Here is a 16,063-nt window from a genome sequence, read left to right on the forward strand (position 1 = left end):
ATGCAGTCACCAAGGGAATACAGAAGTTCGCTGCTAGCTATAAATTAACCGTGTCCGTTTTAGCGGGGGCAACTCCAGTAAGCGCCATAACGGTCTATCGCTCGTCCGGCAAAAGGCCCTGCCAGTACTACGCCCAATGCTGGCAGCGTTACCAACCAATTAGCCAGATGTGAGACTCCTAATTGCGCAGCAATCTCACTCAATCCCGGTACGATAACGCAGCCCACCATGATGGTCAGGCAACTCACCGCCAATAACGTCATTGCCGCTGCAGGTTTTAATACAGTCATGAATACACCTATCCGCATAATGGGTTTATCATCCACATATCGGACATGAGTGTTAGGGTAATCGCGTGTGATGTCAATCGCTACCGGGTAACGTGATAGAGTGGCGCGTGGGTAAATCGATGAAACGGATGAATAATGGTCGCAGATACTGAAGCTAACGGATCACAGGTGATTGCACGTGCCGCCACCCTTTTGCGCGCACTGGAAAATCGCCCCGCTGGATTATCAATATCCGAACTGGCGAAATCGACTGCGTTACCGCGAACCACGGTTCATCGATTGGTGACCTCTCTGATTGCGCAGCAGTTGCTGATCCAGGACAGCGCGGGAATTAAATTGGGGCCAGCACTGACCAGACTTGCCGCCTCAGCGCACACCGATATTATTGCGCTGGCGCAACCGGCGATGGAGACGCTGGGGCGTCGCACCCGCGAAACGGTGGACTTGTATGTCTGGCGTGGCAGCCACACGGTACTGGTCAGCCAATATGCTTCGGATCAGGAGCTGCGCGTGGTTTCGCCCATCAGCACAGCCTTTCCTTCCCACTGCGCCGCACATGGCAAAGCCCTATTGGCGGAACAGCCTGAGGAGCTTTTGACGAGGTTAATGCCGCAGTTGAATGAGGTGCGCACCCTGCAAACGTTGAAAGATCGTCAGCCTTTGCTGAAAGCGATTGAGTCAATTCGCCAGCAAGGTTATGCGATTGATCGGGAGGAGCATGCGCGCGGCGTTTGTGGCGTCAGTGTTGCTCTGCACACCGGGCCGGGTGAACGCTATGCCCTGGCCTTAGCCGTGCCGGCTATGCGCTTCGATGAGCAGTTTCCCCAACTACTGGCCGCGCTGATGCAGGCGAAGGCAGAAATTGAAACGCTGGTGGCGCGCTAAAAAGATAAAACCCGCCAGGGCGGGTTAGATTTGAGAGTGGTTTACACACCCCAAAACAGAATGTTAATAGCGTCTTTAATTTCAGTTTCGTAGATTGCAAGACTTCCGACTTTATCGCCAAACACGCTGTTTGAAACGCTAACGACATCGTCAGTTTTCAGCCGATAAGCAGTGCCATTGAGTTGAACGATTGGAAGGAGCTCTTTACTCACTTTTTCAGAGAGTAAAGAGGCATCAACAAGCGGGATGGCCATTCTAAATCCCGGTGTATCAAGGATGTTACTCTGAACATCGACAAAAAGTTGGTAATGACTGGTCCGCTTATATTCATAAACATCAAATTGCATGAGTTACCACTTCCTGTTCTCATCAGCGAACGAGCCAAACTTTTGGTTAAAAGCGGCAAGTTCTTCCATGCCCTCACGATTTTCTTCCTTCCAACGTTCCCCTTTAATGCGCTTAGCCTCTTTGGCGTAAGCCGCATCCGCTAATGCAGAAACGTTAACGCCGGAGTCAACCAAATATTTATAGTTGTCTTTCTCAACGGTGATACTGACTTTGCCTCTCATTTAGCCCCCTAAATCGATGTCGTTTAGAGGTATACTATATGGGTATACAATGAGGGTAAATAGTCACCATTGCCAAATCTGTGTCAGGGAAATCTTAATATTACAGATTTAAGGTATATGAGGGGGGCCTGGATGACCTTAGAGATCATCTAAGTAGAACGTATGAGAGGCGGTTACTTAGTTCGGAAACAGCAAAGCCGCCCGAAGGCGGCCTTAACGCTGAAGCGGAAACTGAACTTATTTATACAGCTCTGCAGTCATGTGCACACGGTTGTTGGTGTTTGCTTCAGTGATTTTATACTGTGCGCCCTGCTCTTGTGCCACTGCGGCAACTTTTGCTTCTGCACCGTCAAGAGTTGAGGACTCAACGGAAATGCTCTGTGCAAAGCTGGCAAATGAAACCAGAGTAAGGGCTGAAACTGCAACGAAAGTTTTGATAGATTTCATGGTCATTTCCTCAAATTCATTTTCAGATTATGAGGCATTCTGCCTCGATGTGAAAAAGAATAGACCTGTATTGTGATGGTTGAAATCTAATCATTTTGCTTTTATCGTTCTAATTATTTGAATGAGAGTTTTGGGTTGAGTATTTGCCTTAGCGCATCAGAAATAACAAAGCCGCCCGAAGGCGACTTGAATTAAGGCCTTGCCGCAGAGCCATCCGGCAAGCGAGCATTAGTCCACTCGGGTTGGTCACCTTTAACTGGATACTTAGCTGCACGGGCTTCATCAATATCTACACCTAAACCTGGGCGAGCACTGAGGTATGCATAACCACGATCAATCTCCGGGCAGCCCGGAAAGACTTCCTGCAAAGCCTCATTGACCGGCGTATATTCCTGAATACCGAGGTTAGTAATGCTCATATCGATATGCAGATTTGCAGCGACACCAACGGGTGAAATATCACCTGGTCCATGCCAGGCGGTTCTTACGCCGTAGAGCTCAGCAAAAGTCGCCAGCTTTTTGGCAGGCGTAATACCGCCGATGGTACTGACATGGCAACGAATATAATCGATAAGCTGGTTTTGGATCAGGGGTTTCCATTCGTTAATCTGGGTAAATAACTCTCCCATCGCAATCGGTGTACTGCTCTGTGTCCGTAATGTTTTAAGCCAATCGATGTTCTCAGGGGCGACAGGATCTTCGAGGAAAAACAACTGGAACTCTTCCAGCGATTTCGCCATTTGAATCGAGGCAATCGGTGTGATTCGCTCGTGTACGTCATGAATAAACTCCACACCAAAACCAATTTTATTACGCAGATGATCAAACAAACGGGGCACCGCACGCGCGTAAGCTTCGGGGTCGAAATAAACGCCCGGCGTCTGACTACGCGGTGACACCTTCGGCTGAATATTACGTGCCTTAGCCAACTTACCGGCGATCAGACGTAAATCATCGGTGCCAGCACCGCCGTACATGCCCACCTGGCAGCGTACATATTGATAACCCTCTTCCATACGGGCCCGAATATTATCTTCAACTTCAACTTCATCTGCGCCGTCACAGTGGCGATAAAGAGCAATGCCATCACGGCACTTACCACCCAACAGTTCAAACACTGGCAACCCAGCCACTTTACCTTTTAAATCCCACAAGGCCATATCGACGCCAGACAGTGCGTTGTTCATGACCGGGCCATTTCGCCAATAGCCACTCACCGCAGCCGATTGCCAAATATCCTCAATACGCGCGGGATCCTTACCTATTAAGAACGGTTTCATGTAGTTGTCGATAGCAGAGGCGACGGCATGAATACGTTGTGTAAACGTCGCACAGCCTAAACCGTATAACCCAGGTTCACTGGTTTCAATTTTGACCACCACCAGGTCAATACCGCCCGGTGCAGTGAGAATGGTTTTTACGTTGGTAATCTTAAGTTGGCTCATGCTAATCCTCATTAATCTTGTATGATGTCCTACATGTTTGAAGTATAAAAAAAGCCGCAATGGGCTTTTGCTATGTTCAGTTATGGCGTACATCTTCGATAGCGTGCACGTTATGGGTCATCGCACTGTTCAGCGTCTCTGTTGCCAAATCTGCATCACGATTTTTCAGCGCCATAAATACCTTAATGTGGGCTTCAACGCTCTCAAGCGTAATGCCCAGCACACGGTTTAACTCTTCGAGATAATGCACATAGATGCCTTTGAGTGACTCCATAACATGAATAAAAATTTTGTTATGCGAAGCTTTCACGATGGCCAGATGGAAGTCGTAGTCTGCCAGGGAATACTTCTTGTAATCATCCCGATTAACCAGCATTCGATTGAGCGCACTCTCTAACGCCTGAATGTCTTCATCAGTCGCATTCTCTACAGCCAACTTCATGCAACGAAACTCAACGGTTTGGCGAAACACGCGCATATCGTCAAACTCTTCCTGAGACAGATGCAAAATCGGCTGATTGTCGCTGAAGGCCCCATAGCGCGCGACATCCCGGGTAACATAAGTCCCCTTGCCCTGATGCGTGATGACGATACCTAAATCACGTAACTTTTGCACAGCACTGCGCACGCTGACTCGGCTGACCTGGAAGGTGGCCGTGAGTTCTGCTTCAGAAGGCAACTTACAGCCCGGCTCCCAGATGCCATCCTGAATGTTCTGCTTCATCTGTTCGTAGATCACGTCCACGATATTGTGTTTTTGAATACTTGCCAGCGCCACGTTGCTCACTCACTTGTCCTACATGTTGGTCTTTTTAACTTTTTCACTCTCCTGGCACAAGGCGTTTTTTCTTTTATCACGCTTAACCCTTTTGACTAGAATTATAAAAAAACATCAATTTCATACAGTTGATGTGTTATTTACTATTTCCAGCTCCTGCTAACTGATCCCATTTTTGTGAAACAGTCTGCAATTTATTGATCAGGTTATTGCTGCTACTTACAACCTCACGTACAACTTTCACACCAACTTGTTAGTCATGTTACATGAGGAATTATCATGCACTCCCTTTTCGATTTAACGGGAAAAACGGCCTTGATTACCGGTTCAACGCGTGGGCTCGGTTTTTCCTATGCCACGGGATTAGCGCAAGCTGGCGCTTCTGTCATCCTCAACGGCACTCGCGAACAGCACATGTATCACGCGTTAGCACAGTTAAAAGCCCAGGAATTTAATGCGCGAGGCTTTCTCTTTAACGTCGCAAACGAGGATGAGATAGAGCGCGTTTTCGCACAGCTTGATGAAGAAAATATCCACGTCGATATCGTCATCAATAATGCGGGCATTCAGTTCCGTAAACCTATGCTGGAGCTGGCGTTAAGTGACTGGCAGCGTGTAATAGATGTGAATCTCACCAGTGCCTTCCTGGTGGCTCGTGCCGCAGCGCGGCGTATGGTGGCGCGCAACAGCGGTGGCAAAATTATCAACATCGGCTCACTCACGAGTGAAGCCGCTCGCGCCACCGTTGCCCCTTATACCGCAGCAAAAGGCGGTATCAAATTACTGACGAAATCGATGGCAGCTGAATGGGCAGTCCATAACATCCAATCGAATGGCATCGGGCCGGGCTATATCCTCACCGACATGAACAGTGCGCTGGTAGAAAATCTGGAATTTAATCAATGGGTTTGCAAGAGCACACCCTCAGGGCGCTGGGGTAAACCTGATGAGTTGATTGGCACAGCGGTGTACCTGGCCTCCTCTGCCTCTAACTACGTCAATGGACAAATGATTTATGTCGACGGCGGTTGGCTCGCCACGCTTTAGGCCAACGTCATTTAAAAATGCATTTCCAGACTCACTGTACCCTCCCCTTAAAACGATAAGAGGTCAGAACATGAATCAGACCATTTCAGGGACACTATCTAATAAACGTTGGGGGCGGCTCATTCCCATCGCCTTCATCACCTACAGCCTGGCTTATTTGGATCGAGCAAACTACGGTTTCGGCGCTGCAGCTGGACTCGCAGAAGACCTCAACATCACACCGGCAATATCGTCGCTGCTGGGCGCTCTATTCTTCCTGGGTTATTTCTGTTTTCAAGTGCCAGGCGGTATCTATGCAGAGAAACACTCAGCCAAGCGATTGATTTTCTGGAGTCTCATCCTTTGGGGGGCGCTGGCTGCTGCAACAGGAATGGTGCATAACGTTGCACTTTTAGCGGCCGTACGTTTTCTTCTGGGTGTCGCCGAAAGCGTTGTCATGCCCGCAATGCTGATATTTCTCAGTCATTGGTTCACACGGGAAGAGCGTTCCAGAGCAAATACCTTCTTGTTTCTAGGTAATCCCATCACAGTTTTGTGGATGTCGATCCTTTCAGGATACTTAATCAATTCCTTTGGGTGGCGTGGGATGTTCATTATCGAAGGTGCGCCAGCCATCATTTGGGCGGTCATCTGGTGGGTGATATACGCCGATCGACCAAAAGACGCCAAATGGTTAAGCGATACGGAAAAACGTGCCATCGAGAATGCGCTGGCTGAAGAACAACAAGCCATAAAACCCGTTAAAAACTATCGCGAAGCATTTCGTTCACCCAAAGTGCTTGCCCTTGCTTTCATCCATTTCTTTTGGAACATAGGCATGTACGGCTTCATTATGTGGCTGCCCTCGATGCTCAAAACGGCATCTGGATTAGGCATCGTGGCAACCGGTTGGCTATCTGCAGCCCCCTATCTGCTGGCCGTTCCACTGATGTTAACCGCGTCCTGGTACTCTGATAAATTTCAGCAGCGCAAAGCTATCGTTTTGGCTTTCCTCGGGCTGGGGGCCGTTTGTTTTATTGCATCCTTCACCCTCGGCGCATCTCATTTCTGGATTTCCTGGTCACTTCTGGTCATTGCGGGAGGAGCAATGTATACGCCGTATGGTCCATTCTTCGCCGCCATACCTGAAATGATCCCGCGCAACGTTGTAGCCGGTGCAATGTCATTTGTCGTTTGTTTTGGCGCATTAGGGTCATTCGTCGGCGCCTGGATTGTGGGTTACTTAAATGGTTTGACCGGGAGTCCTGCGGCTTCATATGTCTTTATGGGCGCGTCTCTAGTGGTTGCTGTGCTTTTAACCGCACTGACCCGGTTTAGTAACGCATCGAACACGTTAACCCACGCCACCACTGCGCACTGAGAAAGGTCAATCCATGACAGCTAAACCCACCCGTACCCGTTTCTCCGTGCTGGCGATGTTGTTTGTTGTAACGGCCATTAACTATATGGACCGTGCCAACCTCTCCGTGGCGGGTTCTCATATTCAGGGAGACCTGGCGCTCTCACCGACTCAACTCGGATTGCTGTTTTCAATGTTTACCTGGTTCTACGCCATGAGCCAGATTCCCGTGGGATATCTGCTGGATCGCATCGGATCCCGCTGGCTGTATGGTAGCGCGATTGTGCTGTGGAGCGTGTTCACCTTATTAATGGGGTTTGCTTCGCACCATCTTTTCGCCACCGCCACTGCTTCTTTTATGATGTTGCTGGCTTGCCGTGCTTTGGTGGGGATCGCTGAAGCCCCCTCCTTTCCTTCGAATACCAAAATCATTGCGACATGGTTCCCTGATCACGAGCGTGCTCGCGCAACGGCAACCTATTCCAGTGCGCAATACATTGGGCTCGCACTCCTTACCCCTCTACTTTCCCTGATCGTAAGTAAATGGGGCTGGGAGATGTCGTTTTACATTTCTGGCGCGGTCGGCATTGTATTTGGTTTTTACTGGCTGATTCGCTATCGCGATCCGCAACACAGCACGCAGGTAAATAAAGGTGAACTGGATATTATTCGCCAGGGTGGCGGCTATGGTTCTGAAGTAAAAGGGGCAAATACCCGGGTGAACTGGCCTGAAGTGCGCTTCATCTTGCGTCAACGCACCACCTGGGGGCTGTTTATTGCCCAGTTCGCAGCGTCGTCCACGCTCTACTTTTTCCTGACCTGGTTTATTGTCTATCTGGAGAAAGGATTGCACCTGTCGATCGACAAAGCAGGGATTGGCGCCATGTTCCCTTACCTCATGGCCATGGCTGGTGTGTTGTGCGGCGGTACATTAAGTGATCTGCTGCTGAAGCGCGGCCGCAGCCGTACCTTTGCGCGTAAACTTCCTGTGATGACAGGAATGTTGCTGACCTGTTCTATTGCGCTGGTGAATTTCTTCCAGGACCAACCCGTGATAGCGATTGGTATCCTGTCTATCGCCTTTTTCGCCAATGCTTTCTCCAATCTCGGTTGGGTGGTATGCAGTGATGTGATTCCTCGTCACCTGATTGGCACCATTGGTGGATTTCTCAATATCTTCGGTAACTTGTCCGGTATCGCCAGCCCCATCATCATCGGCATTATTTTGCAACGCACGCAAAACTTTCAATACGCGATGTGGTACATCGCGGCTGTCGCTCTGGCAGGTTTCCTCGCCTATCTGTTCCTGGTGGGAAAAATCGAAGTCATGGTTCCTCCAGAAGAACAACCGACCCCGCGTGACAAAGAGAAATATAAGACACCTTCAAATGCTTAGGAGTAATCATGCAGCATAAAACGGTTAAAGCCGTCATGGTGGCGGGAGCCCATGATGTACGGTGTGAGAATCAAGATATTGCCTTGAACAGCGATCAAGTGCTGGTGAAAGTGGAGCGCGGGGGAATCTGTGGTTCCGATATCCATTATTTCTTGCATGGTCGGGCAGGTATGTCGGTATTGAAGTCGCCGATGGTGTTAGGGCATGAATTTGTTGGCATCGTTGAGCAAGCACCACAGGCAAGCAGCCTGCATGCAGGGCAACGAGTGGCCATCAACCCATCGCAACCCTGCCAGCAGTGCGATATCTGCCGCTCAGGTAAACAAAATCTCTGCCGCTCCATGCGATTCATGGGAAGCGCACAGTTTTACCCTCATGTTAACGGTGGATTCGCCCAGCATGTGGTGGTCGCGCCAGAGCAGTGTATCCCTTATGAAGATAATGTAGAGGCAAAGGTGATTGCCTTCGCCGAACCGCTAGCTGTGTGTATTCACGCCATCAAACAGGCTGGGGATTTAACGGGCAAACGCGTTTTGGTGACTGGCGCAGGACCGATTGGATGTCTGGTGATTGCAGCGGCTTTAGCTTCAGGAGCGACAGAAGTGGTGGCGACCGATCTCAGCGAACGTTGCCGCACGTTGGCATTAGAAATGGGAGCGGCCTCGGTCTGGGACCCGCGAGATGAAGAAGTCGTTGCCGGATGGCGTGAACAAGGTGGCCGCTTCGATGTGTGTTTTGAGGCCTCCGGCGCTGCCGCTGCCGTCGCCTCAGTCGTTGCCTATACCCGACCCGGCGGGATTATCGTGCAACTTGGTATGGGTCAGGCTGAAATCACCTATCCCATCGGTCCTCTCTTGGTTAAAGAGGTTCAATTACGCGGCTCGTTTAGGTTCGTCGATGAGTTTTCAACTGCCGTACGTTGGCTGGAGACGGGGAAAATTGATCCTCTGCCGTTACTGTCCGCTGAAATGCCGATGGACCAGGCGGTTGCCGCACTCGAGTTGGCGGCTGACAAAGAAAGGGCCGCAAAAGTGCAGTTAGTTTTCTAGGTTTCAGATACAGCAAAGCCGCCCGAAGGCGGCCTTAACGCTGAAGCGGAAACTAAACTTATTTGTACAGCTCTGCAGTCATGTGCACACGGTTGTTGGTGTTTGCTTCAGTGATTTTATACTGAGCGCCCTGCTCTTGTGCCACTGCCGCAACTTTTGCTTCTGCACCGTCAAGAGTTGAAGACTCTACGGAAATGCTCTGTGCAAAGCTGGCGGCAGACATCAGTGAAAGAGCGGCAGCAGCGGCGATGGTCAGTGTTTTAATGGTTTTCATGGTCATATTCCTTTGGGTTATTGATGAAGGCTGTGTGCCCTCGATGAAATAATGATAACCTTAGTTATCGTTTCTATATTAACTATTAGTGCGATAATGATGATCAGGCTAATTATTATTCGCAAGCAAGGTGCGCACGGTCGAGATAAACTGCGGCCACTGATGGAAACGCATTACCGGCATATGTGCATGACGCTGCGTGCGCAGCGCTTCAACAAATGCACTGGCTTGCTGATCAATCTGGTCATGATTCTGTTTCATGATGCGGTCTCCACTGCATTACGCCTCTCAACGAAAAAGGCCGCCCCGTAAGGCGGCCTGCTCCGGCACTTCCCTGTGCAACCATCCGATAATTATTTGTACAACTCAGCGGTCATGTGCACGATATTGCCGTCGCTGGCTTCAATGATTTTATATTGTGCGTTCTGCTGATGTGCCTGAGCAGCGATTTTCGCTTCCGCACCGTCCAGAGTCAGTGAAGTGGCAGATACTGTTTGAGCAAAGCTGGCAGCAGACATCAGTGAAAGAGCGGCAACAGCGGCGATTGACATTGCTTTGATAGTTTTCATGGTCATATTCCTTGGTTTGTTTGATGAGAAGGCTGTGTGCCTTCGATGGAAGTAATAATAACCAAGTAAACTATATCTATCTTAACTATTAGTGCGATCATTATGATCGCACTAATAGTTAATTAGCCTAAGACAGACTCAGAAATTCAATCACTTGTCGCACTTCCCGTTGATCTTCACTGGATAATGCCCGTAGTGGGCGTGGCAAATTATTCTCGTCCGCCAGGCTCAGGAGAGCCGCTGCAGCCGCCATCACTCGGATACTTCCGCCATGCTGACGGAACAGCGCCCAAAGCGGGGCTAACCGTTGGGACTGCTCGGCGACTGCAGTGAAATCCCCTGCCTGAGCGGCTCGGGTAAGCGCTAATGCCGTGTTGGGGAACAAGCCACCACACACGGAATACCAAACCTCACATCCGGCCATAAGACCGTTACCCGCTGAGGCATCGCCGCTGACGCCGATACTAATGCGTTCAGGCAGTTGCGCACGCAGTGCGCTCACCCGCTGGGTAGCCGCTGACATTTGGTCAGGAACACCGGGGATTTTTATCGAAGCTATGTTGGAAAGCGCGGCTATCCGTGCGTAGAGCGCGTCGGAAAACTGCGTGTGCGTCGTGCCGGGGTTGTCATAAACACAAATGGGCACCGAGACGTGCTGAACCACCTCGGCATAAAAATTAAACACTTCTTCTTCGGTGAGCTTTTGGTACGAAACTACCGGCAATAGCAGAGCCCTTACGCCTGCCTGCTGCGCATCATCAGCCAGCCGCAACACTTCATCAGTGCTAATCGCGCCAATGCTGACCATTACCGGAATACCGTCTGCATGCTGGACCGCGAGTGTCGCCACGCGCTTGCGTTGCTCTCGGGAGAAGTAGGCATAGCTGCCGGTTGAACCCAGCACGCCCAGCGTGTCGACCTTAGCGGCAGTTAAGAGCGCCAGAATCTTTAGAAAGGATTGTTCGTCGATGCCTGTAGCATTGACGGGGGTCAGTGGGAACGCACTAAGACCTGAAAACATAGCCAGCTCCTGTTAGATAACGCAAAAGCGCATCTTAACAACAGCTGGCTATTTGTCATAGGACAAAGCCGTCAGCGTTTGTCCCTTTTTCTAAATCTCAACCAGATCAGACCGATCACTACAATGATGCCCGCAGCAGCCATGCCAAGCCGCGATACCAGCATCAAAGGTGACGCGTCACCGCCCGCGCGCAATGATTTCACACGCTCCTCAGTGATTTGCACCTTGCTGTAACCGATATCCTGCATCACATAGTTAGTGACGGCAGCCACCTGATGGTCATTCAACTCACCGGCAAAACCAATCATCCCCTGATCGTGTTCTGGCCATACGCCATCCAATACCGCCATCGCCACATTATCGGCGTTAGGCGTGTTGAGCACCGGATGATTCTGCAACGCTGGCAAACCGTTTAGCCCTTCACCTGTCAGGTTATGGCAGGAGGCGCAGTTGTTGCGATAGATCTGCTCACCTTCGCTGACCGCAGCCTGTGGCGTGTCGTCGCCTCGCACTGGCGTCCAGTGATTCGTCGGTGCTGGCTCAGCCGCAGCACTATCCTGCGGCAGCAGATACGTTGCAATAGCCTGACGATCTGCTGGCGTCATGCGCGAGAAGCTTTTATCAATGGCTTCGAGCATCGGTCCACCCGCCGTGGCGCCGTTGCTGGCATGGCCTGTCGCCAGATACTGTGCCAGCATGTCACGCGTCCAGTGCGGTTTTCCCTGCAACGTAGCCGCCGTGATATCGGGCGCAAACCAGGTACCCAGTGAAGCACCCTGCAGGTTCTTATCCTGCTGCTCCGCCATCAGGAAATTACGCGGCGTGTGGCAGGTGCTGCAGTGCGTTAACCCCTGCACCAGATAGGCGCCGCGATTCCACTCATCCGACTGTTTGGCATCTGGCTGGAACGGTTTGCTGTCGAGGAACAACAAGTTCCACGCCGCCATGCTGAAACGCAAATTGAACGGGAATGGCAGCGCGGTTTTCTCCGGCTGCACATCCACCGGCTGCACGCCATGCATAAAGTAAGCATACAAAGCAGCGACATCTTCATCGGTCAGCTTCGCATAAGCGGTATAAGGCATCGCCGGATAAAGCTGACTACCATCACCACGCTCGCCCTTACGTAACGCATCTGCAAACTGCTGCTCAGTGTAACTACCGATTCCCGCTGTTTTCGATGGCGTGATATTGGTGCTGAAGATAGTGCCTAACGGACTGGCAATGGCATGACCACCGCTAAACGGCGCTTTGCCCGCTTCGGTGTGGCACGCGCCGCAGTCACCGGCAATCGCCAGATACTCGCCACGTTTAATAAGCTGCTGATCCTCGGCATGCGCTTGTGAAACAGCCAACGCCAACGTGCCTGCTGCAAGCAGGGCTTTCCAGTGCTTAGCCATGTTGCGTCTCCTGCAGGATTTTGTCGGCGGTACGAAGAGCCAGCGCCATTGCCGTGAGCGTGACGTTACAGGTGCCCACCGTTGGCATCACACCCGTGCCAACCATAAACAGATTATGATGATCATGTGCACGCCCCCACGCATCGGTCACACTGGTCGCCGGGTCGAGGCCCATAGAGAGCGTGCCGGTGATGTGCTGACGATTAGAGAACTTGCCAGTTTTGCTGTGCTTAATGTTGGTTGCGCCGAGTTTGGCCGCAATCGCGTCATAGCATTCACGCGTTTTTTCGGTGCCTTTGATGACATAGTCGTTCACGTCCCAATACAGCGATGGCGTGGGTAAACCCAGCTCGTCCTTGTTGCTGCTCAAGGTCACGCGGTTGTTCGGATCGGGTAACTGCTCAAGCGCATTTTTGATGCTAAGGCGACGCGCGGCGCGGAAGCGAATCGCTTCCTGCAACTTCTTGCCAAACAGCCCTTCCGCCAGCGCTTCTTTAGTCACTGAGGCAACCTGTGAGGCGTTAGAGATATCGATACGGAACGGTGAATGTTCGCTGCGGAAATCGCCGTCACGGAACTGACCAATCGAACAAGGACTCACCGGGCCACGCCCTGGCCAAATCTCTTCATCGACGTCAAAAGTCACGCCTATCGCCGGGTGATCGCACAGGTTGCGACCCACATTATCGTGCGCGTTGGCGATACCGTTCGGGAATTTATCGCTGACAGACATCAGCAGCAGTTTTGGGGTTTCAATCGCGTTGGCGGCCAGTACAAAGGTTTCAGCCGTGACACGATGGCTGACTTTGTTCCAGTCATAGTAATTGGCTGCCACGATATTGCCCTTGGCATCGTGCTCCAGCTGATACACCACCGCTTCGGTGATCACTTTCACGCCGCTGTTTTCAGCCTGCTGTGCGGCAATCCCGCCGTGATACTGGGCGTCGATTGGGCAAAGCGGCATGCAGTTGTTATTGCCGCAGCAGGCCGGACGGCCATCGTAACTGTGGCTGTTGCGACCCGTGCTGTCATCGAGCACGGTGAAGTCGGGTGCCAGGCGTGCGGTCACGCGTTGCTGCAACCAGGACGCCGGCACGCGCTCCATCGGATAAGGTTTGCTGCGCGGCGAACCATTGTCCGGCGATCCGCCGACCCCCGCGATCACTTCCGCCTGATAGTAGTACTCTTCCAGGTCGTCATAGCCAATTGGCCAATCTTTGCCGACGCCATACTGGCTGTGCTGACGGAAGTCGTTGGGAACAAAGCGCCACAACTGCGCCGCCCAGTGCCAGCTGGTGCCACCAAACATTCGAATGTACTGCGCAGCAAACGGATGCGGCCCGGCCTGATGCAGGTAATCATTCGGTTCCGGTGTATAGCGCGGATGCGGTGCCTTGGGCGAGAACGGATACGGCGACATAAAGTCAGATTTGAACGCCGATGCACGGAAACGCTCAACCAGCTGATCGCGTGCTACTTTCGGGCCGGACTCTAGTAACAGTACTGATTTACCTGCTTTTGCCAGACGGGTCGCCAGCAGCGAGCCGTTAACGCCCGCGCCGATAACAACCACATCGGCGGAATTATTGTTTTTCATAACGACATTACTCTTCTGAATCAGGGCTGTTGCGCCCAGCTACCACATTTGCCGTAGGAGAAACTCGGCGGCACTAATTTGTCATCCACCAGCAGATTGGCGAGCGTGTTCACGTAGGTGACATACAGCGCGTGATTGCCTTTGCCGACCACACCGTTGTACCAGCCGCCAAGTATCGCTTTTGCCAGCTTTTCGCTGTCCGCATCCGAGACAAACGCCAGGTGATCTTGCTGCAGCAGTTCTGGCTGGTTTTGCAGTAACGCCTTCAACTGTGCCAGCGCAGGGAGAAAACCTTTCTGCGTCTGACTCAGGGCCAAAAGCAGCGCACGCCCAACGGTGGCGTTCAGGGATTCTTGTTGCGTCAGCAGTTGTGAAACCTGCATAAAATCATCCAGCCCAGCCACGTTGGCCGGTGACTGGGCGGCGTTAAGGCGCGGCAACGGCAAAAGCTGGCCTGCGGCGCTGGCAATCGTCACCAGCCCGACCATCTTCAACACGCGGCGGCGTGAGTAGTGCTTCATAGTGTCTTCCAGTAAAAACGTCGCCTGCCATCACAGGCGACAGAATAAAATCGAATCTATTTTTTATGTCTGCGGCGCATCAGCCACCACATCAGCAGTGCAACTACCACCAACGCACCGACGCCTACCCCGACCTGCGCCAGCATCACCAGTGGTGATGACGGTCCACCACGACGGATTTCCGCCACCTGATCTGGTGAGACGGTTGCGTCAACATTGCCGTAGTGATGCAAGATCCAGTTCGACAGCGTGGCAACTTGCTGATCATCAAGCTGATTCAGTGCGTTCGGCTGCGAACCAAACGGCGGCATAAACACATCACCTTCGGCGGTATGACGCTGCACACCGTAAAGAATGGTAGCAATCAGGTTCGACGGATTACGCTCTGCAGTAGCACTATTATGGAATAGGCTCGGATAAAACGCGTCTTTGGTTCCCTGGCCGCTGCTGCCGTGACACGACGCGCAATTGCCGGAGAACAGGCGAGCACCTTCATCGCTGGTGGGCGCGTTGAATACATCACCACGGAACGCCACCAGATTTTGAGCCGCTTTACCCTGTTCGAAGCGCGAAGCGCCGCTCGCAGGTGCATCTTTATCCGTCACGCTGCCCATGTATTCGGCAATGGCGGCCAAATCGGCATCCGATAAGTGCTGGAAGCTGTGGGTAATCGCCTCCGCCATGCTACCAGCAGCCTGCGCTTTCCCCGCGAGACGACCGGTTTTCAGGTAAGTGATAAGATCCTGCTGTGACCACTGGCCAATCCCACTCACCGCGTTGGCGGTGATATTGGGCGCGAACCACGGGCCGACCTGCGCACCAGTAAAGGCATCACCCTCTTTCTCCTGCATCAGAAAACCGCGTGGGGTGTGGCAAGTGCTACAGTGCGATGCGCCATCCACCAGATAGCGTCCGCGATTCCAGCTGTCAGAGTGTGACGCATCCGCTGTGTAACCCGGAGCTTTCAGGAACAGCGCGTTCCAGAACATCATCGAAAAACGCAGATTCAACGGGAACGGCAGATGGGTCTCTTCCGTCGTGTTATCCACCGGCTGCACGCCTGACATGAAGTAGGCGTACAGCGCATGCACATCTTCATCCGTTAAGGTGGCGTACGCGGTGTAAGGCATCGCCGGATAAAGATTGGCGCCATCGGCACGCACACCTTTACGCAGCGCATCAGAAAATTGCTGCTCACTGTAGTTGCCAATCCCTGCGACCTTCGACGGCGTGATGTTGGTGGCGATGATTTCACCCACCGGTGATTCAATCGCTTTACCACCGGCGAAGGGTTTACCGTGTTCAGCGGTATGACAGGCAGTACAATCTGAGGCTACCGCTAAATATTCACCTTTTTTGACCAAGGCATCATCAGCGGCATGAGCGGCACCGCTCGCCAGTGCCAGAACCAGCGCGATCTGTTTTATTTTCAACAT

General features: G+C 52.0%; 19 protein-coding genes. 5 read left to right on the top strand and 14 right to left on the bottom strand.

Features of this window, described 5'->3' with window-relative positions; genetic code table 11:
- Positions 1-59: 59 nt before the first annotated feature.
- Positions 60-290 (bottom strand): hypothetical protein, encoded by a 231-nt coding sequence (locus tag QMZ65_RS23895; protein ID WP_502921545.1) that lies wholly within the window; start codon positions 288-290, stop codon positions 60-62.
- Between the two features lie 135 nt (positions 291-425).
- On the opposite strand from QMZ65_RS23895, the gene QMZ65_RS23900 reads away from it, so the two are divergent.
- Complete coding sequence (locus tag QMZ65_RS23900; protein ID WP_211729030.1) at positions 426-1,175, top strand: IclR family transcriptional regulator; 750 nt, start codon at positions 426-428, stop codon at positions 1,173-1,175.
- 41 nt (positions 1,176-1,216) lie between these two features.
- On the opposite strand, the gene QMZ65_RS23905 is transcribed toward QMZ65_RS23900, so the two are convergent.
- From QMZ65_RS23905 to QMZ65_RS23925, 5 genes are all read right to left on the bottom strand, one after another.
- On the bottom strand, positions 1,217-1,522 hold the full coding sequence (locus tag QMZ65_RS23905; protein ID WP_211729031.1) for a CcdB family protein: 306 nt from the start codon (positions 1,520-1,522) through the stop codon (positions 1,217-1,219).
- A gap of 3 nt (positions 1,523-1,525) precedes the next feature.
- Positions 1,526-1,744, bottom strand: coding sequence for a type II toxin-antitoxin system CcdA family antitoxin (locus QMZ65_RS23910; protein ID WP_034829890.1), 219 nt, complete (start codon positions 1,742-1,744; stop codon positions 1,526-1,528).
- Between the two features lie 237 nt (positions 1,745-1,981).
- Positions 1,982-2,191, bottom strand: coding sequence for a YdgH/BhsA/McbA-like domain containing protein (locus QMZ65_RS23915; RefSeq protein WP_097119053.1), 210 nt, complete (start codon positions 2,189-2,191; stop codon positions 1,982-1,984).
- A gap of 191 nt (positions 2,192-2,382) precedes the next feature.
- Positions 2,383-3,636, bottom strand: a complete 1,254-nt coding sequence (locus QMZ65_RS23920; protein ID WP_097119052.1) for an enolase C-terminal domain-like protein — start codon at positions 3,634-3,636, stop codon at positions 2,383-2,385.
- Positions 3,637-3,712: 76 nt separating this feature from the next.
- Complete coding sequence (locus QMZ65_RS23925; protein ID WP_097119186.1) at positions 3,713-4,414, bottom strand: FadR/GntR family transcriptional regulator; 702 nt, start codon at positions 4,412-4,414, stop codon at positions 3,713-3,715.
- Positions 4,415-4,693: 279 nt separating this feature from the next.
- On the opposite strand from QMZ65_RS23925, the gene QMZ65_RS23930 reads away from it, so the two are divergent.
- The 4 genes from QMZ65_RS23930 (at position 4,694) to idnD (ending at position 9,245) form a co-directional block, all read left to right on the top strand.
- Entirely contained in the window at positions 4,694-5,461 is a 768-nt protein-coding gene (locus tag QMZ65_RS23930) for an SDR family oxidoreductase (RefSeq protein ID WP_283216865.1), read from the top strand.
- Positions 5,462-5,531: 70 nt separating this feature from the next.
- Positions 5,532-6,821 carry an MFS transporter gene (locus QMZ65_RS23935; RefSeq protein ID WP_160834270.1) on the top strand — a complete coding sequence of 430 codons (1,290 nt, stop codon included), beginning with the start codon at positions 5,532-5,534 and terminating at the stop codon, positions 6,819-6,821.
- A gap of 13 nt (positions 6,822-6,834) precedes the next feature.
- On the top strand, positions 6,835-8,196 hold the full coding sequence (locus QMZ65_RS23940; RefSeq protein ID WP_097119049.1) for an MFS transporter: 1,362 nt from the start codon (positions 6,835-6,837) through the stop codon (positions 8,194-8,196).
- An 8-nt stretch (positions 8,197-8,204) separates the two neighbouring features.
- Entirely contained in the window at positions 8,205-9,245 is a 1,041-nt protein-coding gene (idnD, locus tag QMZ65_RS23945) for an L-idonate 5-dehydrogenase (protein ID WP_283216866.1), read from the top strand.
- A 58-nt stretch (positions 9,246-9,303) separates the two neighbouring features.
- Here the strand turns inward: idnD and QMZ65_RS23950 are convergent, their stop codons facing one another.
- From QMZ65_RS23950 to QMZ65_RS23985, 8 genes are all read right to left on the bottom strand, one after another.
- On the bottom strand, positions 9,304-9,519 hold the full coding sequence (locus tag QMZ65_RS23950) for a YdgH/BhsA/McbA-like domain containing protein (protein ID WP_034829897.1): 216 nt from the start codon (positions 9,517-9,519) through the stop codon (positions 9,304-9,306).
- A gap of 108 nt (positions 9,520-9,627) precedes the next feature.
- The gene (locus QMZ65_RS23955; RefSeq protein WP_176505793.1) at positions 9,628-9,780 is read right to left on the bottom strand and encodes a hypothetical protein; all 153 of its coding nucleotides are present in this window, start codon (positions 9,778-9,780) and stop codon (positions 9,628-9,630) included.
- 92 nt (positions 9,781-9,872) lie between these two features.
- Positions 9,873-10,088, bottom strand: a complete 216-nt coding sequence (locus tag QMZ65_RS23960) for a YdgH/BhsA/McbA-like domain containing protein (protein WP_097119047.1) — start codon at positions 10,086-10,088, stop codon at positions 9,873-9,875.
- Positions 10,089-10,215: 127 nt separating this feature from the next.
- Positions 10,216-11,109: a dihydrodipicolinate synthase family protein gene (locus QMZ65_RS23965; RefSeq protein WP_283216867.1), complete on the bottom strand. Its 894-nt coding sequence runs from the start codon at positions 11,107-11,109 to the stop codon at positions 10,216-10,218.
- Positions 11,110-11,180: 71 nt separating this feature from the next.
- Complete coding sequence (locus QMZ65_RS23970) at positions 11,181-12,509, bottom strand: cytochrome c (protein ID WP_283216868.1); 1,329 nt, start codon at positions 12,507-12,509, stop codon at positions 11,181-11,183.
- Positions 12,502-14,106 (bottom strand): GMC family oxidoreductase, encoded by a 1,605-nt coding sequence (locus QMZ65_RS23975; RefSeq protein WP_211729034.1) that lies wholly within the window; start codon positions 14,104-14,106, stop codon positions 12,502-12,504. The genes QMZ65_RS23970 and QMZ65_RS23975 overlap by 8 nt, the downstream gene beginning before the upstream one ends.
- Before the next feature lie 20 nt (positions 14,107-14,126).
- Positions 14,127-14,627 (bottom strand): sugar dehydrogenase complex small subunit, encoded by a 501-nt coding sequence (locus tag QMZ65_RS23980; RefSeq protein ID WP_058960991.1) that lies wholly within the window; start codon positions 14,625-14,627, stop codon positions 14,127-14,129.
- A gap of 56 nt (positions 14,628-14,683) precedes the next feature.
- Complete coding sequence (locus QMZ65_RS23985; RefSeq protein ID WP_283216869.1) at positions 14,684-16,063, bottom strand: cytochrome c; 1,380 nt, start codon at positions 16,061-16,063, stop codon at positions 14,684-14,686.

Source organism: Pantoea sp. EABMAA-21 (assembly GCF_030053335.1).
Taxonomy (GTDB): domain Bacteria; phylum Pseudomonadota; class Gammaproteobacteria; order Enterobacterales; family Enterobacteriaceae; genus Pantoea; species Pantoea communis.